Annotated in this window: 19 protein-coding genes and 1 tRNA gene; 10 read left to right on the top strand and 10 right to left on the bottom strand. The window is 60.4% G+C overall.

From position 1 onward, the window contains the following. Positions 1-141 precede the first annotated feature (141 nt). On the top strand, positions 142-2064 hold the full coding sequence (locus tag BK667_RS12670) for a hybrid sensor histidine kinase/response regulator (protein ID WP_123597799.1): 1923 nt from the start codon (positions 142-144) through the stop codon (positions 2062-2064). Between the two features lie 73 nt (positions 2065-2137). Next, a complete protein-coding gene (locus BK667_RS12675) occupies positions 2138-2674 on the top strand; it encodes a hypothetical protein (RefSeq protein WP_123508505.1) in 537 nt (178 codons plus the stop codon). 77 nt (positions 2675-2751) lie between these two features. Here BK667_RS12675 and BK667_RS12680 read toward each other — a convergent pair whose 3' ends face one another. From BK667_RS12680 to BK667_RS12705, 6 genes are all read right to left on the bottom strand, one after another. Then, complete coding sequence (locus tag BK667_RS12680; protein WP_123508405.1) at positions 2752-3228, bottom strand: PA2171 family ribosome-binding persister protein; 477 nt, start codon at positions 3226-3228, stop codon at positions 2752-2754. 279 nt (positions 3229-3507) lie between these two features. Beyond that, positions 3508-3807 carry a hypothetical protein gene (locus BK667_RS12685; RefSeq protein WP_123508404.1) on the bottom strand — a complete coding sequence of 100 codons (300 nt, stop codon included), beginning with the start codon at positions 3805-3807 and terminating at the stop codon, positions 3508-3510. A 129-nt stretch (positions 3808-3936) separates the two neighbouring features. Further along, a complete protein-coding gene (locus tag BK667_RS12690; protein WP_123597800.1) occupies positions 3937-5283 on the bottom strand; it encodes a cation:proton antiporter in 1347 nt (448 codons plus the stop codon). A gap of 34 nt (positions 5284-5317) precedes the next feature. Continuing rightward, a complete protein-coding gene (locus BK667_RS12695; protein ID WP_123508402.1) occupies positions 5318-5929 on the bottom strand; it encodes a Yip1 family protein in 612 nt (203 codons plus the stop codon). A gap of 78 nt (positions 5930-6007) precedes the next feature. Beyond that, positions 6008-6865: a glucose 1-dehydrogenase gene (locus BK667_RS12700; protein WP_123597801.1), complete on the bottom strand. Its 858-nt coding sequence runs from the start codon at positions 6863-6865 to the stop codon at positions 6008-6010. Between the two features lie 225 nt (positions 6866-7090). Continuing rightward, positions 7091-8236 carry a MalY/PatB family protein gene (locus BK667_RS12705; protein ID WP_123597802.1) on the bottom strand — a complete coding sequence of 382 codons (1146 nt, stop codon included), beginning with the start codon at positions 8234-8236 and terminating at the stop codon, positions 7091-7093. Between the two features lie 334 nt (positions 8237-8570). Here BK667_RS12705 and fdnG point away from each other — a divergent pair, with 334 nt between their 5' ends. The 7 genes from fdnG (at position 8571) to BK667_RS12745 (ending at position 17605) form a co-directional block, all read left to right on the top strand. Continuing rightward, positions 8571-11636, top strand: a complete 3066-nt coding sequence (gene fdnG, locus BK667_RS12715; protein ID WP_148060136.1) for a formate dehydrogenase-N subunit alpha — start codon at positions 8571-8573, stop codon at positions 11634-11636. After that, positions 11637-12572, top strand: coding sequence for a formate dehydrogenase subunit beta (gene fdxH, locus BK667_RS12720; RefSeq protein ID WP_123597805.1), 936 nt, complete (start codon positions 11637-11639; stop codon positions 12570-12572). After that, positions 12569-13219 (top strand): formate dehydrogenase subunit gamma, encoded by a 651-nt coding sequence (locus tag BK667_RS12725; RefSeq protein ID WP_123597806.1) that lies wholly within the window; start codon positions 12569-12571, stop codon positions 13217-13219. The genes fdxH and BK667_RS12725 overlap by 4 nt, the downstream gene beginning before the upstream one ends. Before the next feature lie 4 nt (positions 13220-13223). Beyond that, complete coding sequence (gene fdhE / locus BK667_RS12730; RefSeq protein ID WP_123508386.1) at positions 13224-14150, top strand: formate dehydrogenase accessory protein FdhE; 927 nt, start codon at positions 13224-13226, stop codon at positions 14148-14150. A 51-nt stretch (positions 14151-14201) separates the two neighbouring features. Then, on the top strand, positions 14202-15608 hold the full coding sequence (selA, locus tag BK667_RS12735; protein WP_123597807.1) for an L-seryl-tRNA(Sec) selenium transferase: 1407 nt from the start codon (positions 14202-14204) through the stop codon (positions 15606-15608). After that, on the top strand, positions 15605-17509 hold the full coding sequence (gene selB / locus BK667_RS12740; protein ID WP_123597808.1) for a selenocysteine-specific translation elongation factor: 1905 nt from the start codon (positions 15605-15607) through the stop codon (positions 17507-17509). The genes selA and selB overlap by 4 nt, the downstream gene beginning before the upstream one ends. Beyond that, positions 17510-17605: transfer RNA gene (locus BK667_RS12745), tRNA-Sec, on the top strand. A 3-nt stretch (positions 17606-17608) separates the two neighbouring features. Here BK667_RS12745 and BK667_RS12750 read toward each other — a convergent pair. Beyond that, a complete protein-coding gene (locus BK667_RS12750) occupies positions 17609-18496 on the bottom strand; it encodes a LysR family transcriptional regulator (protein ID WP_123597809.1) in 888 nt (295 codons plus the stop codon). Between the two features lie 140 nt (positions 18497-18636). On the opposite strand from BK667_RS12750, the gene BK667_RS12755 reads away from it, so the two are divergent. Further along, a complete protein-coding gene (locus tag BK667_RS12755; protein ID WP_123408359.1) occupies positions 18637-19278 on the top strand; it encodes a hydrolase in 642 nt (213 codons plus the stop codon). 859 nt (positions 19279-20137) lie between these two features. Here the strand turns inward: BK667_RS12755 and BK667_RS12780 are convergent. From BK667_RS12780 to phaC, 3 genes are all read right to left on the bottom strand, one after another. Continuing rightward, the gene (locus tag BK667_RS12780; protein ID WP_123597810.1) at positions 20138-21451 is read right to left on the bottom strand and encodes an OprD family porin; all 1314 of its coding nucleotides are present in this window, start codon (positions 21449-21451) and stop codon (positions 20138-20140) included. Between the two features lie 59 nt (positions 21452-21510). Continuing rightward, positions 21511-22164 carry a hydrolase gene (locus BK667_RS12785; protein WP_123508379.1) on the bottom strand — a complete coding sequence of 218 codons (654 nt, stop codon included), beginning with the start codon at positions 22162-22164 and terminating at the stop codon, positions 21511-21513. 131 nt (positions 22165-22295) lie between these two features. Continuing rightward, a complete protein-coding gene (gene phaC, locus BK667_RS12790) occupies positions 22296-23999 on the bottom strand; it encodes a class I poly(R)-hydroxyalkanoic acid synthase (RefSeq protein ID WP_123508378.1) in 1704 nt (567 codons plus the stop codon). Positions 24000-24070 lie beyond the last annotated feature (71 nt).

Genomic DNA, 24070 nt, shown 5'->3' on the forward strand with positions numbered 1-24070 from the left:
CTTGGCCGCAGGTGGTTGCTGGCGTCGAGAATAGAAGCTCTGTGACCATCACTCCACCCAGAACTTCCAAACCCAGGATTTGTCTTTCCAATTACGCGGTTTATCGCATACTCCATGAAACAACAATGCCGGGATGGATCAATGAGTGGTGATCGGACTAAAACCAAGGCTATCGAGGACAGCCGTTTCCGTCAGTTGATCGATTCCGTGGTGGACTATGCGATCTACATGATCGACCCGGATGGCATCATCACCAGTTGGAATGCCGGCGCCCGGCGTTTCAAGGGCTACGAAGAAGCGGAGATTCTCGGCCAGCATTTCTCGCGTTTCTATACGGAGCCGGATCGTCTTGCCGGTTTGCCCCAGCGCGCGCTGGATACGGCAAAGACCGAAGGACGTTTCGAGGGCGAAGGCTGGCGGGTGCGCAAGGACGGCACGCTGTTCTGGTCCCATGTGGTGATCGATCCGATTATCGACCCGTCGGGCACGTTAGTGGGTTACGCCAAGATCACCCGGGACCTGACCGACCGCAAAATGGCCGAAGAAACCCTCAAGCAAAGCGAACAGCAGTTTCGTTTGCTGGTTCAGAGCGTCACCGACTACGCGATCTACATGCTCTCCCCGGACGGGCACCTGACCAACTGGAACCTCGGCGCCCAGCGCATCAAGGGTTACCGCCCCGAAGAAGTCATCGGCAAGCATTTTTCGATGTTCTACACCCCGGCAGACCGCGAGGCCGGCGAACCGCAACGGGCGTTGGACACTGCGGCGCGGGAAGGCCGGTTCGAAAACAAGGCCTGGCGCCTGCGCAAGGACGGCACACAGTTCCTGGCCCACGTCGTGGTGGACCCGATCTGGGGGGAGACGGGGACGTTGCTCGGCTTCGCCAAGATTACCCGCGACATCACCGAAGTAACGCAAGCCCAGCACGCCCTTGAACAAACCCGTGAAGCGCTGTTCCAGGCGCAGAAGATGCAGGCCATCGGCCAACTCAGCGGCGGGATTGCCCACGACTTCAATAACCTGTTGACGGTGATTCTCGGCAATCTGGAAATCGTGCGTAAACGGGTGACGGACGATCCGAAAATCATGCGTTTGCTGGACAACGCCACCCAAGGCGCCATGCGCGGTGTTTCCCTGACCCAGCGCATGCTGGCCTTCGCCCGGCGCCAGGAACTCAAGACCGAACCGGTCGAGATCCCGGCACTGATTCAAGGGATCACCGGCCTGTTGCGCAGCTCCCTGGGGCCTTCAGTGGGTCTCGAAACCCGCTTCGCCCCCGACCTCGAACCCGCTTTGGCGGACCTCAATCAGCTCGAACTGGCGGTGCTGAATCTGGCGACCAACGCCCGTGATGCCATGCCCAACGGCGGCAAGATTGTCATCAGCGCCAGGAACGAGGCGGTCAGCGATCCGGCCCGGTCATCCTTGCCGGTCGGCCGATATGTGTGCCTGAGTGTCACCGATACCGGGGAGGGCATGGACCCGACCACGCTGGCGTCAGCAACGGATCCTTTCTTCACCACCAAAGGCGTCGGTAAAGGCACCGGGCTGGGGTTGTCGATGGTCCACGGCTTTATCGCGCAACTGGGCGGACGCTTCATTCTCCACAGTCAGAAAGACGTCGGTACGACCGCCGAACTCTGGTTGCCCGTCGCCATACCCGGCGCGGTACGCGCACCGGTTATCGAGACGCCCGCCATGTCGACGATACCGGGCTTAAGCGTGCTGGTAGTGGATGACGACAGCCTGGTGCTGACCAGTACCAGTCTGTTGCTCGAGGACCTGGGCCATCGGGTGATCAGCGCGACATCCGGTGCGCAGGCCCTGGAAGCCTTCGAAAGCGGCCAGGCCATTGATCTGGTCATCACCGATATGGCCATGCCGCATATGAATGGTGCGCAGTTGGCGCAGGCGATCCGCAACCGCCAGCCAGACCTGCCGATCATCCTGGCCACTGGCTACGCCGAGCGCCTGGAAGGCTTCGTGACCGAACTTCCGCGCTTGTCCAAACCGTTTACCCAATTGCATCTGGTGGAGGTCATTGCCCAAGCGATGAAATGACGGTTGGGAAGACGGGCTGAACTTTGCCGATGCGGGCTTCTTCTAAACGCTTTCCACTCTGTGTGTGAGCGCCGTGCCCAGAATCCTGACCGAAACCACTGCCGAAGAAGCGCTGACCGAACACAACGCCAAAATGTTCGGTTCGCCCAAGGAACGCCTGGACTTCTATCGCCGGGAAATCCAATACGAAACCAGCATTCTGGCCAACCGCACCGATGCTTATCTGGCGGCGCAATCGTTCCTGGTGATTGCCTTCGCGTCCTGCATGTCCAACCTCAACCCCGAGTGGGGCAAGTTGTTCACGCTGGTGGTGCCGCCCTTTCTGGCACTGCTGGGCGTGCTCAGTTCGTTGAACGCCTGGCCGGGCATTCGTGCGGCGTACGACATCATCGATCACTGGCACTTCAAGCAAAGCCAGTTGCTGGACAGCGAACCGCTGATGGGATTGGCCTACGATGAATCGCCGCTGTTCGCTGAGACAGAGTCGAGTCATAAGGGGTATCGCAAGTCGCTGTTGTTCTCCGTGCGCACCCCGTGGATCTTTGCGACGTTCTGGATGCTGCTGGGGAGTTATGCGTTTTACATTCAGGTCACAAACCCTGGGGCCTGAATGGATTTCTTGGTTAGAAAAGCATTTGTGGCGAGGGGGCAAGCCCCCTCGCCACAGGTTTAGTGCCAGCCTTGTGATCACGCCGCCATGTTGGCCGCCGTCATTTCTTTCTTGTATTGAACCTTGAGCATTTCCATCTGCTGCCCTAGCTCATCAAGTGTGGCTTTACCTAGCAGCTTCCTGGCTTGCGGGAACATCTCGGTTTCTTCTTCCTCGATGTGGTGTTCCAGCAGTTCCTTGACCACTTTCACCCGGCCCGAAAACTCAGGCGTCGAAGGGTCGGTGGTTTTCAGGTCCGGCAGGACCAGGGAGTCCACGGTCCGGTGTTCTTCCTTGGCTTCGTAGTACATGACTTCCTGCTCTTTGCCACCGGCCTTTTTGTAGGCGGGGTAGAGCACTTCCTCTTCCAGGCGCGTGTGGATGGTGATCTCCATTTCCAGTTTGGCGATCAACTCCGTGCGTTTTTTCACCGCGCGCTCCGTGGATTCACTCAACTGGCCAAGGATGCCTTTTACGCGTTCGTGGTCGGCTTTCAACAGGTCAATGGCGTTCATGTCGCACCTCTTGTTTTAGTCACGGGACAGCGCAGACGATCGGGTTGCCGTCAGTCGCTTACAGTGCAAGAGCATTTCCTGTGCCTGATTTCGCTTGCAGTTAAACGTCTATAAAACAATAAGTTAGCGCAGCTAATAGCCATTTGTACCGTGCAAGGTGCATGAATTGACGATGGCATCCAGTGCAGATCGCGGCATCGGAAGGCAACGCCAGAAACAAAAAATCGCAGCCGACACAGGAGCTGCCGAAGGCTGCGATCTTTTGATCTTCAACACACCTCAAACCCGCGAATCAAAACCCTCGCCAGAGGATTTCGAGCGCAATAACGCCAGGGTCTCCCGCGACGGAAACTCTTCTTCAATCAACCGCAGATGGTCAATTGCTTCCTGAAATTTCAAATCCGCCTTGTGCCGCAGCGCCTGGTAATGGGTAAACAACTCGGCATCCAGCTCGACTTTCTCCAGCAGTTCAAAGGCCTCCTGGCTCAACTGTTGCGCGTCCTCGAACAATTGACGATTACATTCGAGTGCGAAGTCGCGGCAAGCCTGAGGGTGTACCGGGGTCGAGTAGTACTGCATAGCGTTCACCTGATTTTGGGGGAGAGCCACTGGGGCTGGATAAACGTGTGACTGTTAACCTCTAGAGGAAATTTCATTATTTTCAGGCGGGAAATGGATGAATGCATAGCAGGCTATCGGAAAAAATAATCAGGAATCCCGATGATTGAGTCGTTCGTAGCGGGCCAGCATCGGTTGTGTGCTGATGCCATGAATCAAGATGCTCAGCGCCACCACTGACAGCGTCAGGTCCGTGCACAGGGTGGCCACGGAGGCGGGGAGGTCGTGGTTCAACACATAGAACAGGTAGTAAAAACTGCCGATCCCACGAATCCCGAACCAACCGATCAACGATCGTTGCCGCCCATCGAGCAATCGCCCCCAAGGAATCAGCCACACGCTCAACGGGCGGATCACACAGAACAAAACCGCCGCAATCACCAGCGCCCGCCAGTCCCAATGCGCCACCAGTACCACCCCGAGCAAGGTCACCAGAAACACTTCCATGGCCCGCTCCACCAGGCTGCCGAAAGCCAGCATATCGCCCATCATGATGCCGGCCGCGACCTGGGTGTCTTCGAGTGTTTCCACATCGCCATGTACCGCGGCTTCAGGCTCGACGTTCTGATGATTGACCAACGGCTGCACCAGATGCTCGGCTGGGATCTGGGTGTCGCCGGTGGATTTGACCTCGGCCTGGCGCAGTCCCAAACCCGCGGCAAACACCGACAGAAAACCGTAGCCGTGAATCGACTCCGCCGCCACATAGGCCAAAGCGATCAGCGCCAGGGTCAGGTAATCATTGGGAGAAAGGGTGCTGTCGGCGTTACGGATGCGCATCGACAACGTCACACGACCGATGCCGTGGCCCATCCAGTAGCCGGTCAGTAACCCGGCGGGCACCGCCCACAACAGGCTTTTCAGCGCCCAGTCATCGAGCCAGGCACTGGAATTGCCGCTCTGTTGCAGAAACAGCAAACCCAGGATGACAAAAGGAAACGCGACCCCGTCGTTCAGTCCGGCTTCACCCGACAAGCCGAAACGCACCGGATCGTAATCCTTGGCGTCATTGACCTGGACTAACGACGCCAGTACCGGGTCGGTCGGTGCCAGGATTGCGCCGATCAGCATCGACGGCCCCCACGCCAGCTCAAAGCCGTAATGCAGCAACAGGCACACGCCGGTAATGCTCAACAGCATCACCGGGCCCGCCAGCCCGAACGCAACCCGCCACTTGCGATCCCTGAACGGCAGACGCAACTTCAACCCGCAGACAAACAGCGAAAAGAGCACCGCGACTTCCGTCAGGTGCTCCATCCAGTTCGCCGCGTCCTTGATGTCCAGCTTGAGCAAACCCATGCCCGCCGGACCAATGCCCACCCCAAGTGCCAGGCACACCGCCGAGGTGGTCACCGGCATCCAGCGCAGGTACGACGAGGTCAGCGCCAGCGTCAGCAGCACCGCACCCAACACCGCCACCCACAGAATGAAGCTCATGCCGGACGCTCGCTGGGTGGGTGCATTCGCAGGATCAACCGACGGTCGCGCGCAGGTATTCAGGGGCCAGCACGTTGGTCCACAGCAGAATCATTTCCACCAGAATGGTCACCAACACCAGCAGGCCCAGCCCCCAGACACTGGCGGCGTACAGCAGGCCCTGTTCCTTGCGCTCGTGCATGAAGGTCGGCAGGCCGACGAACAACAGGAACGTCGCGTAGGCACACGCCGCTGCCAGCACGATGACGGCCAGCCAGAGGTTCGGGTACAGCCCGGCGAAACCGGCGATAAAAAACGGCGTCGCGGTGTAGGCCACAAAGCCGATGCACTGATTGACCGTTGGCCGGGCGTCGAAGGTGCGCGACATCCAGCGAATGAACAGCCCCATCAGCGCCACGCCGGCCAGGATGGTCAGGTACAACAACCCGCAGAGTTGCAGGGCGCTACTGGGGCTCAGCTTGACGACTTCGTTTTCGGCCAGGCTCCAGCCGACATAGGTGGTCCCGATAAACAGGCATATCGCAGGGATCAGTGCGAGTAGCACCAAATGCGCGAGGTAGTGCCGTGGATGTTCTTCCTCCTCGTGACGAATATCCGTCCAGGCGAAGTTGGGTTGGGTAAACAGCTTGATAATAGGTGCGGACATGACGACCTCCAGATATCAAAGGCCCGCCATGGGCAGGCCTATACAGGGTTGAGTTCTGGAATCGGTGGCGGGTTCCATTTAAAGGATCGGTTTGCCGCCCGTCACGCCGTAGCGCTGGCCGGTGATGTAGCTGGCTTCGTCCGAGGCCAGCAACACATAAATCGGCGCGACTTCCACCGGTTGTCCCGGGCGCCCGAGCGGTGTTTCGCCACCGAAGTTCTGCACCTCTTCATCGGTCATGGTCGACACGATCAGCGGCGTCCAGATCGGCCCCGGCGCCACGCTGTTCACCCGAATGCCTTTGGGCCCGAGCAACTGCGCCAGGCCACCGGTGAAATTGGCGATAGCGCCCTTGGTCGTGGCGTACGGCAGCAGGGTCGGTTTGGGCATGTCGGAGTTGACCGAACTGGTGTTGATGATCGAACCGCCCGCCTTCATGTGTTTCAGTGCGGCCTGGCAGATTCTGAAGATGGCGGTGATGTTGACGTCGAAGGTCATCACCCATTCTTTGTCGGGGATGTCTTCGAAATTCTGGTGGGTCATCTGGAACGCGGCGTTGTTGACCAGCACGTCGATGTGGCCGAAGCGCTCGACGGTTTTGCTGACGATGCCGTAGCACTGGTCTTTTTGCGCCAGATCCCCCGGCAGCAGCAGGCATTGACGCCCGGCTTGTTCGACCCAGCGCGCGGTTTCCTCGGCGTCTTCGTGTTCATTCAGGTAGGCGATGGCCACGTCGGCGCCTTCCCGGGCGAAGGCAATCGCCACGGCGCGCCCGATGCCGCTGTCGCCGCCGGTGATCAGGGCGATCTTGCCTTGCAGTCGGCCGGACCCCTTGTAGCTCTGTTCGCCGCAATCGGGATACGGGTCCATTTTCTTTTGCGAGCCGGGTACGGATTGCGGCTGTTTGGCGAAGGGCGGTTTTGGGTAGTCAGTCATCATCGATCTCCGGTCTCAAGGCAAAAGGGCGAGGGCGGATGCCGCTCATGCAGGGTTGACCCTGGCCTTTTGCGTTGAGTTCGGTTGGATTTCAGATGGCAAAGATCACACACGTTTTGCCTTTGTAGGAGCGAGGCTTGCCCGCGAAGGCGGCGGTCCAATCGATATTGATGTTGACTGACACACCGCTTTCGCGGGCAAGCCTCGCTCCTACAGGGGGTGGGGTCAGGCCTTCAGGCTGCGCGCCATCCGCGCGATCCCTTCTTCCAGCAACGCCCGCGGGCAGCCGAAGTTCAGGCGCACGAACTGCTTGCTGTGGTCACCGAAATCCAGGCCGGCGCTCAAGCCAACCTTGGCCTGTTTAAGAAAGAACTGCTGCGGATCATCCAGGCCCAGCGCCGAGCAATCGAGCCACGCCAGGTAAGTGCCTTGTGGCACGTTGATGGTCACGCCCGGCAACCGCGTGCGCACCGCGTTCACCAGATAGTCACGGTTGCCCTGCAGGTACGTCATCAGTTCCGCAAGCCACGGTCCGCCCTCGGTGTAAGCCACGCGAGTGGCTTCCAGGCCCAACGGGTTGACGCTGTCGACCAGGCCGCAACGGGCGTGATTGACCCGCGACAGCAGCGCCGGATCCTGAATGATCATGAACGAGGTTTTCAAACCGGCGATGTTGTAAGCCTTGCTCGCCGACATCAGGGTGATGGTGCGTTTGGCGACTTCCGGGCTCAGCGATGCCGTAGGAATGTGTACACGCCCGTCGTAACACAGCTCGGCGTGGATCTCGTCGGAGATGATCCAGGCGTCCTGTGCCAGGCAGATATCCGCCACGGCTTGCAGTTCTTCCCGGGGGAACACCTTGCCCAGCGGGTTGTGCGGGTTGCTCAGCAACAGCGCGCCGCCACCGGTCAGGGATTCGCGCAAGGCGTCGAGGGGCGTGGCGTAGGAACCGTCGGCCTGGGCGACAAATTCCAGTTCAACCTTGTTCAGCCCCCAGTGACCCGGTGCATGGCGCAGGGGCGGGTAATTGGGCGTCTGCACCACTACGTTCTGCTGCGGCTGCACCAGGGCATTCAGCGCCATGTTGAAACCCGATTCCACACCCGGCAGAAACACGATTTCCTGAGACTGGACGCGCCAGGCGTATTTGTTCCAGAGGTCGGCGACGATGGCGTCGCGCAAGTTGTCCGGGGCCACGCTGTAGCCGAGCAACGGGTGTTCCAGGCGTTTTTGCAGGGCCTGGATGATCACCGGTGGCGCGGCGAAATCCATGTCTGCGACCCACATCGGCAATACATCGGCCGGGTAACGGCTCCATTTGGTACTGCCGGTTGCGTGGCGGTCGAACACCTGGTCGAAATCGAAGGTCATGCGCGGTCTCATAGAAGGCAGGGTTAATCACGGCGGCCATGATAAGCCCCCACGTTCATCTCTGGTGACACCTCGCAAAAATAATACCGATGAATACGTATCTCCCCTGTAGGAGCAAGGCTTGCCCGCGATGGCGTCATCAAAATCGCTATCGCGGGCAAGCCTTGCTCCTACAAGGGATCGGCAGTGGAGGTGGGGTGCCGACGGTCGGTTTTCATATTTGAACTTGTCACCTTGGCCTAGAGTTTGAAGTACCGGCAGCCAAACTGCCGCGACCGTGTTTGTCCAGAAAAACCCGGCAAAGCACCGGGTCTTCACTGATCAGGAGTGCACGATGGACCTCAACCGTCGTCAGTTCTTCAAGGTCGCCGGTATCGGCCTTGCGGGCTCGAGCCTTGGCGCGCTGGGCATGCTGCCCACGCCGGCCTTCGCCGAGCAAGTGCGTCATTTCAAACTCGCCCACACCCATGAAACCCGCAACACCTGCCCGTACTGCTCGGTAGGCTGCGGCTTGATCATGTACAGCCAGGGCGACCAGGCGAAAAACGTCAGCCAAAGCATCATCCACATCGAAGGCGACGCCGATCACCCGGTCAACCGCGGCACCCTGTGCCCCAAAGGCGCGGGCCTGCTGGACTTCATTCACAGCCCCAGCCGCTTGCAGTACCCGCAAGTACGCAAGCCGGGCAGCACGGAATGGACGCGCATTTCCTGGGATGAAGCCCTGGACCGCGTCGTCGATCTGATGAAGGCCGACCGCGACGCCAATTTCATCGAGAAAAACGCGCAAGGCCAAACGGTGAACCGTTGGCTGACCACCGGGTTCCTCGCGGCGTCGGCGGCATCCAATGAAGCGGGCTACATCACCCACAAGGTGATTCGCAGTCTCGGCATGCTGGGGTTCGATAACCAGGCGCGTGTCTGACACGGTCCGACGGTGGCAAGTCTTGCCCCGACGTACGGCCGTGGTGCCATGACCAATACCTGGACCGATATCGCCAACGCGAACCTGATCCTGGTAATGGGCGGCAACGCAGCAGAAGCGCACCCTTGCGGCTTTAAATGGGTGACCGAAGCCAAGGCGCACAACAAGGCGCGGCTGATCGTGGTCGATCCGCGCTTCACCCGCACCGCGTCCGTGGCCGACTATTACGCGCCGATCCGCACCGGCACCGACATCGCCTTCATGGGCGGGTTGATCAATTACCTGCTGACCGAGGACAAGATCCAGCACGAGTACGTGCGCAATTACACCGACGTCTCGTTTATCGTCAAAGCCGGGTTCGGCTTCGAGGACGGGATTTTCAGCGGCTACGACGCGGAAAAACGCCTGTACACCGACAAGTCCGGCTGGGGCTATGAACTCGGCGAGGATGGCTTTGCCAAGGTCGACCCAACGCTGCAAGACCCGCACTGCGTCTATCAACTGATGAAAACCCACTACAGCCGCTACAACATCGACCTGGCGAGCCAGATCTGCGGCATGCCGGTGGACGCGATCAAGAAAATCTGGGAAGAAATCGCCACCTGCTCGACACCGGGCAAAACCATGACGATTCTCTATGCGCTGGGCTGGACCCAACATTCCATCGGCTCACAAATCATCCGCAGCGCGGCGATGGTGCAATTGCTGTTGGGCAACGTCGGCATGCCCGGCGGTGGGGTCAACGCCTTGCGCGGGCACTCCAACATCCAGGGCCTGACCGACCTCGGTTTGCTCTCCAACGCGCTGCCCGGTTACCTGACTCTGGGCGTGGACGCCGAGCAGGATTACAAGGCCTACATCACCAAACGCACGCAGACGCCGTTGCGGCCGGGGCAGCTCTCGTATTGGCAGAACTACAGTAAGTTCCACGTCAGCCTGATGAAGTCCTGGTACGGCAACAACGCCACCGCCGAGAACAATTGGGCCTACGACTACCTGCCCAAACTCGACATCCCCAACTACGACATCCTGAAAATGTTCGACCTGATGGGCCAGGGCAAGGTCAACGGTTACGTGTGCCAGGGCTTCAATCCGATTGCCGCGCTGCCGGACAAAAACAGGGTGATGGCGGCGCTGGCCAAGCTCAAATGGCTGGTGGTGATGGACCCGCTGTCCACGGAAACCTCGGAGTTCTGGAAAAACGTCGGGCCGTACAACGACGTGACCAGTGCCGACATTCATACCGAAGTCATTCGCCTGCCGACCACGTGTTTTGCCGAGGAGGACGGTTCGCTGGTCAACAGCAGTCGCTGGCTGCAATGGCACTGGAAAGGTGCCGACGGGCCGGGCGAAGCGCAGACCGACATCAAGATCATGGGCGAACTGTTCCTGCGCCTGCGCAAGCGCTATCAGGCCGAGGGCGGCGCTTTTCCCGATCCGATCCTGAAACTGTCGTGGCCCTACAAAATCCCCGACGAACCTTCGCCGGAGGAACTGGCCAAGGAAATCAACGGCAACGCCACCGTCGATTTCACCGATGCCACGGGCGCGGCGATCAAGGGCAACGCGCAATTGGCCGGTTTTGCGCAGCTCAAGGACGACGGCAGCACCGCGTCCGGCTGCTGGATTTTCTGCGGCAGTTGGACCGAAACCGGTAACCAGATGGCCCGTCGCGATAACAGCGATCCATACGGTATGAAGCAACACCTGGGATGGGCCTGGGCCTGGCCAGCCAATCGGCGGATTCTCTACAACCGCGCTTCGGCGGACGTACAGGGCAAACCGTGGGACGAGAAAAAACGCCTGGTGTGGTGGAACGGCAAGGCCTGGGGCGGCACCGATGTGCCGGACTTCAAGGTTGACTCGGCACCGGAAGCCGGGATGAACCCGTTCATCATGAACCCCGAGGGCGTGGCGCGGTTCTTCGCCGTGGACAAGATGAACGAAGGGCCATTCCCCGAGCACTACGAACCGTTCGAAACCCCGATCGGCATCAACCCGTTGCACCCCAACAACAAGAAAGCCACCAGCAACCCGGCAGCGCGGATTTTCGATTCGGTGTGGGATACCCTCGGCGTGGCCAAGGATTACCCGTACGCCGCGACGAGTTATCGGCTGACCGAGCATTTCCACTTCTGGAGCAAGCACTGCAAGCTCAACGCGATTGCGCAGCCGGAGCAGTTCGTCGAGATCGGCGAAGTGCTGGCCAAGGAAAAAGGCATCGTGGCTGGCGACAAGGTCCGGGTCAGCAGCAAGCGCGGCTTTATCGAAGCGGTGGCGGTGGTGACCAAGCGGATTCGGCCGTTGCAGGTTAACGGCCAGGTGGTGCACCACATCGGTATCCCGCTGCACTGGGGTTTTACCGGGTTGACGCGTCACGGTTATCTCACCAACACCCTGGTGCCGTTCCTCGGCGATGGTAATTCCCAGACCCCGGAATCCAAGTCATTCCTGGTCAACGTGGAGAAAGTCTAAATGGCCAGCCAAGACATCATTGCCCGCTCGGCTACGACGACTGTGCCGCCCTCGGCGCGTAATCAGGAGGAAGTGGCGAAGCTGATCGACACCACCAAGTGCATCGGCTGCAAGGCGTGCCAGGTTGCGTGCTCGGAATGGAACGAGTTGCGCGACGACGTCGGCCACAACCTCGGCACCTACGACAATCCCCAGGACCTGACGGCGGAAACCTGGACGCTGATGCGTTTCACCGAGCACGAAACCGACGCTGGCAACCTCGAATGGCTGATCCGCAAGGACGGCTGCATGCACTGCGCCGAACCCGGTTGTCTGGCGGCATGTCCGAGTCCGGGGGCGATCATCAAGCACGCCAACGGCATCGTCGATTTCGATCAGGACCACTGCATCGGCTGCGGCTATTGCATCACCGGTTGCCCGTTCAACATCCCGCGCATCTCGCAAAAGGATCACAAGGCCTACAAGTGCACGCTGTGTTCGGACCGGGTCGCAGTAGGGCTGGAACCGGCCTGCGTGAAAACCTGCCCGACCGGCGCCATCGTCTTCGGCACCAAGGAAGACATGAAGGAACACGCCGCCGAACGCATCGTCGATCTCAAGAGCCGTGGCTTTGAAAATGCCGGTCTGTATGACCCTGCGGGCGTTGGCGGCACCCATGTGATGTACGTGCTGCACCATGCCGATACGCCGCAGATTTACGCCGGCCTGGCGAAAGATCCTGAAATCAGCCCGTTGGTGGGCTTGTGGAAAGGCGTGAGCAAACCCTTGGGCTTATTGGCCATGGGGCTGGCGGTGGTGGTCGGGTTTTTCCATTACGTGCGCATCGGACCGCAAATTGTCGAAGAGGATGAGCTGCCACCGTTCAAGGACCCGGCGGTGCACGAAGTCGATCCGTCGGTGCACACCTTTGATCCGCGCGGGGAGGACAGACCATGATCCGCAAGCAGATCCTGCGCTACACCGCCAACCAGCGCACCAACCACTGGCTGGTGGCGATCCTGTTTTTCATGGCCGCGCTCTCGGGGCTGGCGCTGTTTCATCCGGCGCTGTTCTGGCTGAGCAATCTGTTTGGCGGCGGACCGTGGACGCGGATTTTGCATCCGTTCATGGGTGTGGTGATGTTTGTGCTGTTTCTCGGTTTGGTGTTCCGCTTCTGGCGCGCCAACTACTTCATCCGCAACGATGGGCTGTGGCTCAAGCGAATAGGGCGGGTGATCCAGAACGAAGAAGAAGGCGTGCCGCCGATTGGCAAGTACAACCCCGGGCAGAAGCTGCTGTTCTGGACGTTGCTGTTGTGCATGTTAGGGTTGTTGTTCACGGGGTTGGTGATCTGGCGCGCGTATTTCAGCGAGTATTTCGGCATCACGGTGATTCGCTGGGCGATGTTGCTGCACGCATTGGCCGGGTTTGTGCTGGTGTTGAGCATCATCGTGCACATCTACGCCGGGATCTGGATCAAGGGTTCCGTCAGCGCCATGGTCCACGGCTGGGTCAGTCGCGCCTGGGCGAAGAAGCATCATGAACTGTGGTACCGGGAAGTGACCCGCGACGAAGACCCCGACCGCCCCATCAGAAAAGGATAAGCACTTGGCGAAGATTCTTGAGCCTGGCGAAATCGAAGCGGCGGCGAGTTCTCCGCCGTTTTTGCATCTGCCACCGCGCAACCTGTTTACCCTGAGAGCGTTGGGGCTGGAGCGTTTGGCCGAGGGGCATCCGCTGGCGGATTACCTGCGGTTGGTGGCGGGGTTGTGTCATCTCCAACAGGATTTGCTGGATGACCTGCCGGTTGATGAGATGCCAGACACCGAACGGCTGAACGTCTGCCAACAACACGGTTTGCCGCCGTTCGCTGCCGACAGCCTGGTGCGCGAGGGTGAATGGCTGCCGTTTCTGTACGCCGTGTTGCTGCGCTATAAGCCACCGCCACAGCCAGCGGTCAAAAGCGCGATCAACACGCTGCTGGCTGCGAACCCCGGAGAGCTTAAGGCCTGGGGTGTTGCGTTGGTCAGCGGTCAATATTCGTTATTGCCGGCCGAAGTGGTGCCATTCCTCGGCGCGGCCCTGCAAGTTGCCTGGAGTCACTGGTTGCTCGACACGCCGAACCTCGACCTCAAACCCGGCGACAGCCTCAGCCAATGCCCGGCCTGTGGTTCGCCGGCCATGGCCGGGGTCATCCGTCATCGCGGCAAATTCAACGGTTTGCGCTATCTGGTGTGCTCGCTGTGTGCCTGTGAATGGCACGTGGTGCGGGTCAAATGCGTGTATTGCGAGCAGAGCAAAGGCCTGGAATACGTCAGCCTCGATGACGACCGATACGCGGCGAATCAGGCGCCGTTGCGTGCGGAGGTCTGTCCGGGCTGTAACAGTTATCTGAAATTGCTCTATCTGGAAAACGATGCCGAGGCTGAAGCCTTGTCCACCGACCTGACCAGTCTGTTGCTGGACATGCGTCTGGAGCAGGAAGGCTATCAGCGCCTGGCACCGAATCTGCTGTTGGCCCCCGGGGGCGAATGAACCCAGCGTCTACACTCAGGCGCGACGGTCTATCGCTTTCGGGAGTTGCCGATGTCCAACCTGCGCCTGCCCTCCATCGACAGTTTGCTGCGTCATCCCGCGTGTCAGCCGCTGGCCGAGCGCTATGGGCGCGATGCCTTGCTCGCCAGTCTGCGGCAGTTGCTCGATGATCTGCGCGAACCGATGTTGTCGGGGCAACTGGCGGCGGTCGAGATCGCCCCTGAAGTGTTGGCGGGCCGGGCCGGTGAGCGGCTGATGGCCCAACATCGCAGCCAGGTGCGCCGGGTGTTCAACCTCACCGGCACAGTGCTGCACACCAATCTGGGGCGGGCGCTGTTGCCGGAAGAAGCCATCGATGCGGTGCAAATGGCCGCGCGCTATCCGATCAATCTTGAGTTCGATCTGAACAGCGGCAAGCGTGGCGACCGTGACGATTTGATCGAAGGTCTGATCCGCGAGTTGACCGGCGCGGAAGCGGTCACAGTGGTGAATAACAACGCCGCTGCGGTGCTGCTGACCCTCAACAGCCTGGGTGCGCGCAAGGAAGGCATCATCTCCCGAGGCGAGTTGATCGAGATCGGCGGCGCGTTTCGCATCCCCGACATCATGGCCCGGGCCGGGGTAAAACTGGTTGAAGTCGGCACCACCAATCGCACCCACGCCAAGGACTATGAGGCGGCCATCGGCCTGCGCAGTGGTTTGATCATGCGCGTGCATGCGAGCAACTACGCCATCTCCGGTTTTACCACCAGCGTGCCGACGGCCGAACTAGCCGAGTTGGCGCACAAACATGCCTTGCCGCTGCTGGAAGATCTGGGCAGCGGCAGTCTGTTGGATCTGACGCGTTGGGGCTTGCCGGCGGAGCCGACGGTGCGTCAGGCGCTGCTGGACGGCGCGGATATCGTGACCTTCAGCGGCGATAAATTGCTTGGAGGTCCCCAGGCCGGGCTGATTGTCGGGCGCAAGGAGCTGATCGCGAAGATCAAGAAAAACCCGCTCAAACGGGCGTTGCGGGTCGACAAGTTGACGCTGGCGGCGCTTGAAGCGGTGTTGGGTCTGTACCGCGATCCTGATCGACTCGCCGAACGTTTGCCGAGTTTGCGCCTACTGACCCGGACTCAGGCTGATATCCTCGCGCAAGCCGAACGCCTGCAGCCATCACTGGCGCAGAGGTTGGGGGAAGGCTGGAATGTCAGCGCGGTGCCGGCGCTGGGCATGATCGGCAGCGGCAGCCAACCGGTGGCGCGCTTGCCGAGCGGGGCGTTGTGCCTGCGGCCGCTGGTGTCCAAACGTCTGCGTGGGCGGTTGTTGCTTGGGTTGGAAGCGGCGTTTCGCGCCTTGCCGATCCCGGTGCTCGGGCGCATTGACGATGACGCCTTGTGGCTGGACTTGCGGCAATTGGATGACGAAGCGGCATGGCTGGCGCAACTCGATCAGTTGCACGGAGGGCAGGGGTGATCGTCGGTACGGCGGGGCATATCGACCACGGCAAGACCTTGTTGCTGGAGGCGCTGACCGGTCAGGCCGGTGACCGTCGCCGCGAAGAGCGGGAGCGGGGAATGACCATCGACCTCGGCTACCTCTACGCGGCGCTGGAACCGGGTGCGGAACTGACCGGGTTTATCGACGTGCCGGGGCATGAGCGCTTTACCCACAACATGCTCGCTGGGGCGCAAGGGATTGATCTGGTGTTGCTGGTGGTGGCGGCGGATGACGGGGTGATGCCCCAGACGCGGGAGCATCTGGCGATTGTCGAGTTGCTGGGGATTCCTCGGGCGCTGGTGGTGATCACCAAGTGTGATCGGGTTGAATCGGATCGAATCGAGGAAGTCCGGGCGCAGATCTCAATGTTGTTGGCCCCTGGACCTTACGCCGATGCGCCGTTGATTGCGGTGTCGAGTGTGACGGGTGAGGGCGTTGAGACTTTGCGTAAAGCCTTGCTCGAAGTGCAGAAACACGTGCTTCAACGCAGTACCCGTGGCGGGTTTCGCTTGGCGATTGACCGTGCCTTCAGCGTGGCCGGTGCGGGCATTGTGGTGACGGGTACGGCGTTGTCCGGCTCCGTCACCGTGGGCGATACGTTGCTGCTCGGTCCCCAGGGAAAACCCGTACGGGTGCGGGGCCTGCATGCGCAGAATCAGGCTGCCGAGCAGGCGTTCGCCGGGCAACGGGTCGCCTTGAACCTGAGTGCCGAGCGCCTGAATCTGGAGCAGATCCACCGAGGCCAATGGCTGCTGGCCGAGTGGCTGCACGCACCGACCCAACGCCTGGATATCGAGATGCAGCTGTTGCCGAGCGAAACCACGGCGTTAGCGCATTTCCACCCGGTGCACGTGCACCTCGGCACCCAGGACGTGACCGGGCGTGTGGCGTTGCTGGAAGGCCCGAGCCTGGCCCCCGGTGGGCGGATGTTCGCGCAACTGCTGTTGAACACGCCGGTACATGCGGTGAAGGGCGATCCGTTGATCCTGCGCGACCAAAGCGCCCAACGCACCCTTGGTGGTGGTCGGGTGCTGGATCCCTTCGCCCCGAGCCGCCACCGCCGCAGCCCCGAGCGACTGGCGCAGCTGCAAGCCCTCGCCAGCACCGACAGCCTTGAAGCCGTCATGCCTGCGCTGCTGGCCCACAGCGACACCGGCCTCGACCCGCAACGCCTGGAGCGCCAATTCAACCGTCCGCGCAATAGCTGGGCGCTCCCCGCCGACGTGCGCCTGATCAACACGCGCCAAGGCCCGCTGCTGTTCAGCGCCGAACGCTGGGACGCGCTCAAGCCGCCGCTGCTGGAACACCTCGCACGCTTCCATCAACTGGAACCGGACCAAATGGGCCCGGACCGCGATCGCCTGCGGCGTTTCACCGGCACCGCGCTGGACCGCCCAACGTTCATCAGCCTGCTCGACGAATTGCTCGCCAGCGGTGCCATCGTCAGCAGCGGGCCGTGGCTGCACCTGCCCGATCACCAAGTACGCCTGAGCGCCGAAGACGAAACCATGTGGCAGCAATTGCAGCCGACTTTCGAACAGGCCGGTTTCAATCCGCCATGGGTGCGCGAACTCGGGCATGACGAAGCGGCGGTGCGCGCGCTGTTGCGCAAAATGGCGCGACTGGGACTGCTGCACCAAGTGGTGCGCGACCTGTTTTATACCGACGCGGTGCTGCGGCAATTGGCGGCTATGCTGATGCAACTGGCGGGGGAAAACCCGGTGATCGAGGTTGCGGCGTTTCGTGATGCGGTGGGCCTCGGGCGCAAGCGCAGCGTGCAGATTCTTGAATACTTCGACCGGATCGGCCTGACTCGACGCCTCGGCGACCGTCGTCAGATCCGTCTCGACAGTGCACTGGCGCAGGCCAACGAATAAGGAAGGCAATCGCGCCCGGTGGCGCGGCCGGGCTTCAAACCCGGTTGGGGACGGCATCCGTTCCCGGGCAGGTTCGACTCCGGCTGCCTTCCGCCAATTTCAGCGTGGTGCCAGTTCCTTGATCAGGAAATCAATGAACGTGCGGGTCTTCTGCGGCACTCGCCGCGCCGACGGGTACACCGCGTTGATGGTGATCGGCGGCGCCTGCCACTCGCACAGCACCGGCACCAGCCGACCCGCCGTCAACGCGTCTTCGACGATGAAATCCGGGAGCAGGGCGATGCCCATGCCGGCTTCGGCGGCCTGGGCCAGCAAGTCGCCGTTGTTGGCGTGCAAGGGGCCGGTGACGTTGACCCGTTGCGTGTCCTTGCCGTTGCTCAGTTGCAGGCTGACGCCGCTTTGCAGGTAGCCGTAGTTCAAGCATTGATGGCTGGTCAGGTCTTTGGGAATTTGCGGCGTGCCGGCACGTTTCAGGTAGGCCGGCGAAGCGACCATGATCCGTGGGGCCGGGGCGATGAGGCGGGCGATCATCGATGAGTCCGGCATGCTCGCAATCCGCAGTGTTACGTCGAAACCACCGCGCACCGGGTCCACTTGTTGATCGCTGAGCACCAGTTGCAGCTCGATGTTCGGGTGCAGTTCATGGAACAGCGGAATCAGCGGCCCCAAACGCCGCAAGCCGAATGACATCGGCGCGTTGATCCGCAGCACGCCGCGCAATTCCCCGATACCGTCCCGCGCCCGTTGTTCGGCTTCGTCCAGCGAGGCGATCAGTTCCCGCGCGGCGTCGTAATACTCGGCGCCGGCCTCGGTCAGGTGCAGGCTGCGGGTGGTGCGTTGCAGCAATTGCACGCCGATGGCTTCTTCCAATGCCTGAATCTGTTTGCTGACTTTTGAGCGCGGCACGTCCATCGCCCGGGCTGCGGCGGCGAAGCCGTTTTCACCGACGGTGGTGATAAACGCGCGCATGCATTCAATACGGTCCATGACTGTCCCTGATTTGGAATCAATGATTCCCGATTTTAGGTAATTGTTCCTTTAATGGCCAGGACTTACATTAGCTCCACGCCAAGCAAACAACGGCTAACCCATTAAACAGAACTCATCGACATCAAAAGGAACTCGCCATGTCCATTCGTGAATTGCTCAACCCAACCAACTCCGCCCTGATCCTGATCGACCACCAGCCGCAGATGTCCTTTGGCGTGCAATCGATTGATCGCCAGACCTTGAAGAACAACACTGTGGCTTTGGCCAAAACGGCGAAGATCTTCAACGTGCCGACCATCCTGACCTCGGTGGAAACCGAAAGCTTCAGCGGTTTCATCTGGCCGGAATTGCTCGGTGTGTTCCCGGACCAGCAGCCGATCGAGCGCACCTCGATGAACTCCTGGGAAGACAAGGCACTGGTGGCGGCGGTGAAAGCCACCGGGCGCAAAAAGCTGATCATGGCGGCGCTGTGGACTGAGGTCTGCCTGAACTTCCCGGCGCTGGAAGCCCTGGCTGAAGGCTACGAGGTGTACATCGTCACCGACGCCTCCGGCGGCACCACCAAAGAAGCCCACGACATGTCGGTGCAACGCATGATCCAGGCCGGCGCGGTGCCGGTGACCTGGCAACAAGTCCTGCTCGAATACCAACGCGACTGGGCCCACAAAGAAACCTACGACGCGGTGATGGAACTGGTGCGCGAACACAGCGGCGCCTACGGCATGGGCGTGGATTACGCCTACACCATGGTGCACAAGGCGCCGCAGCGTAAGGCTTGATCAAGGATCGTCCACCGGCCCTGAGCCAGGCTCAGGGCTAAAGTGGGAGCGGGCTTGCTCGCGAAGGCGGAGTGTCAGTCACCAGAAATGTTGACTGATCCACCGCTTTCGCGAGCAAGCTCGCTCCCACATTTTGGTCTGTGTGAAACCCAATCCCGCGACCACCGCCATTCCCCTTGTAGGAGCGAGGCTCGCCCGCGAAGGCGGAGTGTCAGTCGACAGAACTACTGACTGACCCACTGCCTTCGCGAGCAGGCTCGCTCCCACATTTGGTCCTGTGTGAAACCCAATCCCGCGACCACCGCAATTCCCTTTGTAGGAGCGAGGCTTGCCCGCGAAGGCGGAGTGTCAGTCGACAGAAATGCTGGCTGACCCACCGCTTTCGCGAGCAAGCTCGCTCCCACATTTTGTCCTGTGTGAAACCCAATCCCGCGACCACCGCCATTCCCCTTGTAGGAGCGAGGCTTGCCCGCGAAGGCGGAGTGTCAGTCGACAGAAATGCTGGCTGACCCACCGCTTTCGCGAGCAGGCTCGCTCCCACATTTGGTCCTGTGTGAAACCCAATATTGTGACCACCGCCATTCCCCTGTGGGAGCGAGCCTGCTCGCGAATGCGGTCTGGCTGATTCAGGGATATTGAATGTGCCGCCGTCTTCGCGAGCAGGCTCGCTCCCACATGTTGGTCTGTGTGAACGCCGATCCCGCGACCACCGCAATTCCCCTTGTAGGAGCGAGCGGTGCGGCGATCCGACTTGCCCGCGAAGGCGTCGTATCAGTCGCCATCATCATCGACTGACACACCGTCTTCGCGGGCAAGTCGGATCGCCGCACCGCTCGCTCCTACAGGGATTTTGGGTGAATCAGAAAGGCCCGAAGTTCAGCGGGTATTGGATGACGACATACACGCGGTCGATGTCGTCGCCAGCCTGGGCGGAGTTGCCCCGATGTGAAACATGGGACAGTTGCAGCGATAAGCCTTTGGCCGACCCTGATTGCACGATGTAGCGCAAGTCGATATCCCGCTCCCAATGCTTCCCACCATCCCCCTGTTGCGGCACGTACTCGCCACTTTCCTCATCGAACGGGTTATACGCGCCGCCCTTGGGGGCATGGGTGCCGTCGATGTTGCGACCGGTCACGTAGCGGGTCATGAAGTTCAGTCCCGGAATGCCAAACGCACCCAGGTCGAGGTCGTAGCGTGCTTGCCAGGAGCGTTCATGGGCGCCGTTGAAGTCGGCGTATTTGATCGAGTTGGCCAGGTAGATGGAATCGCCACCGACGAAATCGAACGGCGTATCACCGTTGATTTGCTGGTAGGCGAGGGTAAAGGCTTGGGCGCCGAGGGTGTATTTGCCCGACAGACTGTAGGCGGTGTTGTCGATTGCACCCGCCAATGCCCGCCCGGTGTCCTGCGTGTGGTACAGGTTCGCATCGAGAAAAACATCAGACTGCTTGAGGTGCAGATTGCCGTAGTACTGGTGCCAGGTGTCGCTCAGTTCGGAGGCATACAACGCGCCGCCGACCGGGCTGTTGGTGAACAGGTCGGCCCCCAGGAAAGAGATTCCGCCGGCCTCGGTGTTGGCGCCGTAACCGAAAAAATCGCCCTTGCCCGATGAACTGTCCTGGTTCTTGAACGCCGTGAAGTGCCCGGCCACCAGGTTGATGCCGTCGATTTCCCGACTGTTCATCAGAAAACCCGTGGCGTACTCCGGTTGCAGGCGTTTGTCGGACGTATCGAACACTGGGGTTTCCACGGTCATTTCACCGAAGGCCAGGGTGGTGCGAGACGCCTTGACCTTGATCGCGCCGCCGCCACTGGAGTAGTTGCTGTCGCTGCGACCGTCATCATCCACCGGCAGCAACCCAGTGCCTGAATGGCCTTTGCCGCCATCGAGCTTGAGCCCGAAAAACCCGTGGGCGTCGAGGCCAAAACCAATCGCGCCATCGGTGAAACCGGATTCAAAGTTGCTGATAAACCCTTGAGTCCATTCGGCTTTGTAGCTTTTGCCAGAGGGCGAGGGCGTTCGGTAATCGCTGTTGAGGTAGAAGTTGCGACTCAGCACCCCAAGCGTTGCGCCCTCCAGAAAACCGGTGGGCGCCGGTTCATCCGCCAGGGCCGTGCCGGCGAACAGTATCGACAACCACAGGCTGCGATTTAGCGAAGAAATCATCATCGATCGATCACCACGAGGGCAGCGACTGCGCAAGCAAGCCACGCAGTCGCCGTTGTTGCTTAATGGCCTTCGGACGCGCCGAACATGGTTTTGGCGTAGATCAGGCCCAAACCGTAGGAGCCGCCGTTGGCGATGGAGGTTTTCACGGTTTCTTCGTACGTCTCGCTGCGCGCCCAGTCACGTTGCAATTCCAGCAGGTATTGCAGCGAGGTCATTGGCCGTGCGCCGAGTTGGATCATGCGTTGAATCGCCATTTCATGGGCTTCAATCGACACATCGCCGCAAGCATCGGCGATGAAGTACACCTCGAAACCCTGATCGATGGCTGACAGCGCCGGGCCGACGATGCACACGGAAGTCCACAGGCCGGCGAGGACGATTTTCTGTTTGCCGAACTTATTGACTTCAACCGCGATGCGCTCGTCTTCCCAGGTGTTCATGCTGGTGCGGTCGATCACGTTGTGTTCCGGGAACACCGACTTGATTTCGTCGAAGATCGGCCCGGAAAAGCTCTTCTCGGCGACGGTAGTAAGAATGGTCGAAACCTTGAAACCACGCGCAGCCTTGGCCACCAGCGCGGCGTTGTTGCGCAGGGTCACGGCATCGATGGACTTGGTCGCAAAGGACATCTGCGACTGGTGATCGATCATGATCAGAGTGTGGTCGGTCGGGGTCAGCAGGGTTTTGCCGGGAACTGCTTTTGCAATGGCCATCACGAGGTCCTTACGGGAGTGAGTGAAGGCTCATGGTTGCGCAGATTCGGCTGGGGATATTGAGTGGGTGTGCTGTGTTTGGGTCCTGTGTCAGCCCTGCGCGATGCTGATTGATCGCGCAGGGTGGAGCGTTATTGCATCACATAGCGCCCCGGTGCCGACTCAATCGCCGGGTATTGGGCATTGCCGATGTGCAGCGCCGAAGGCTGGCGCTCCCCGGCGTGCTCGGCCAGCCAGGCAAACCAGTCATTCCACCAGCTACCCGGATGTTGCTGGGCATTCATGAACCACGTATCCGGTTTTTTGCTGACGCGGTTGTTGGTCCAGTAATGACGCTTCTGATTGGCCGGCGGGTTGATCACCCCGGCGATATGCCCCGAGGCGCCGAGCACAAAACGCTTGGTTCCGCCGAGTAACTCGGTGCTGGCGTAGGCGCTTCGCCACGGCACGATGTGGTCATCGTGGGTGGCAAGGATGTAGGCCGGCGCCTCGATGGTCCGCAGGTCGAGTTTGACGCCGCAGCAATCCAGCTCACCGGATTTCAAGTCGTTCTGCAAATACGTGTGGCGCAAGTACCAGCAGTACATCGGGCCGGGCAGGTTGGTGCTGTCGTTGTTCCAGAACAACAGGTCCAGGGCAATCGGCTTCAGACCCTTGAGGTATTTGTCGACGTTGTAGTTCCACCACAAGTCATTGGGGCGCAGCAGGGAGAAGGTGTTGCCCATGTCCTCGCCCTTGAACAGACCGATAGGGCCGTCCTTTCCGCCGATGGTGCGTTCGCGGTAGGCCACCAGTTTCTCGTCGACAAAAATGTCGATGGGGCCGGTGTCGAGGTAATCAAGGAAGGTGGTCAACAGGCTGACACTGGCGATGTCTTTATCGCCGCGCGCCGCCAATACGGCCAGGGCGGTGCTTAACAGCGTGCCGCCGATGCAAAAACCGACGCAATTGGGCCGTTGCTCGCCGCTGATTTCACGGGTCACTTGCAGGCCTTTGATGATGCCGGTTTCGATCAGGTCATCCCACGTGGTGTTGGCGTGTGCCTGGTCGAAGTTGCGCCAGGACATCAAGAACACCGGATGCCCTTGCTGTAACAAATGGCCGATCATCGAGTTGTCGGGACGCAAATCGAGGATGTAGTACTTGTTGATCGACGGCGGCACCACGAACACCGGGCGCCGGTACTGGGTTTCGGTTTGCGGGTAGTACTGGATCAACTGGAACAGTTCGTTCTCGAACACCACTTCGCCGGGGGTGGTGGCCAAATCCTCGCCGACCTTGAACGCATTGCTGTCGCACTGGCGCATCTTGCCTTCTTGCAGGTCGGCGGCCAGATGCAGTAACCCCGTGAGCAGGCTGGCACCTTGAGTATCGACCACCCGTTGCAAGGCATCCGGGTTACTCGCCAGGAAGTTGCTTGGCGCTCCGGCGGCGATGGCTTGCTCCACCAGGTACAGCAGGCGCTGGCGTGGTTTCTTTTCCTTGATCGGCAGTTTATCCAGCAGCTTCAGCAGGAAACCGGCGTTGAGCAGGTAAAACGCCGCCAGCGAACCAAACAGCGGTTGGCTCCAGGCGCCACTGGCGAAGCGTCGATCCTCAAATGTGAACGGCTGGCCGGTCATCAGGCGCTGGCCGAGGTCGCCCCATTGCAGTTGATAGTCGGACTGCAGGCTGTCGAGGGTGCCACGGGGCAGGTCAAACCAGTCGTTGTGTTCCTGCCCTGTGAACCACGGATTGGTGCTGACCCACAGACGTAATTGTTGCACCGCAAAGGACGCAATGAACGGAACCTGGCCAGACCAGTAAGTGTTGAAGGTGTGCGCGTTGTTATCCATGGAACTCCTTGCCCACAAAGGTCAACCGGGCAGAAAAAAGCGCGACACCGCGTACGGTGCCGCGTCAGTAG

The sequence above is a fragment of the Pseudomonas frederiksbergensis genome (assembly GCF_003732705.1).
GTDB classification, from domain to species: domain Bacteria; phylum Pseudomonadota; class Gammaproteobacteria; order Pseudomonadales; family Pseudomonadaceae; genus Aquipseudomonas; species Aquipseudomonas frederiksbergensis_F.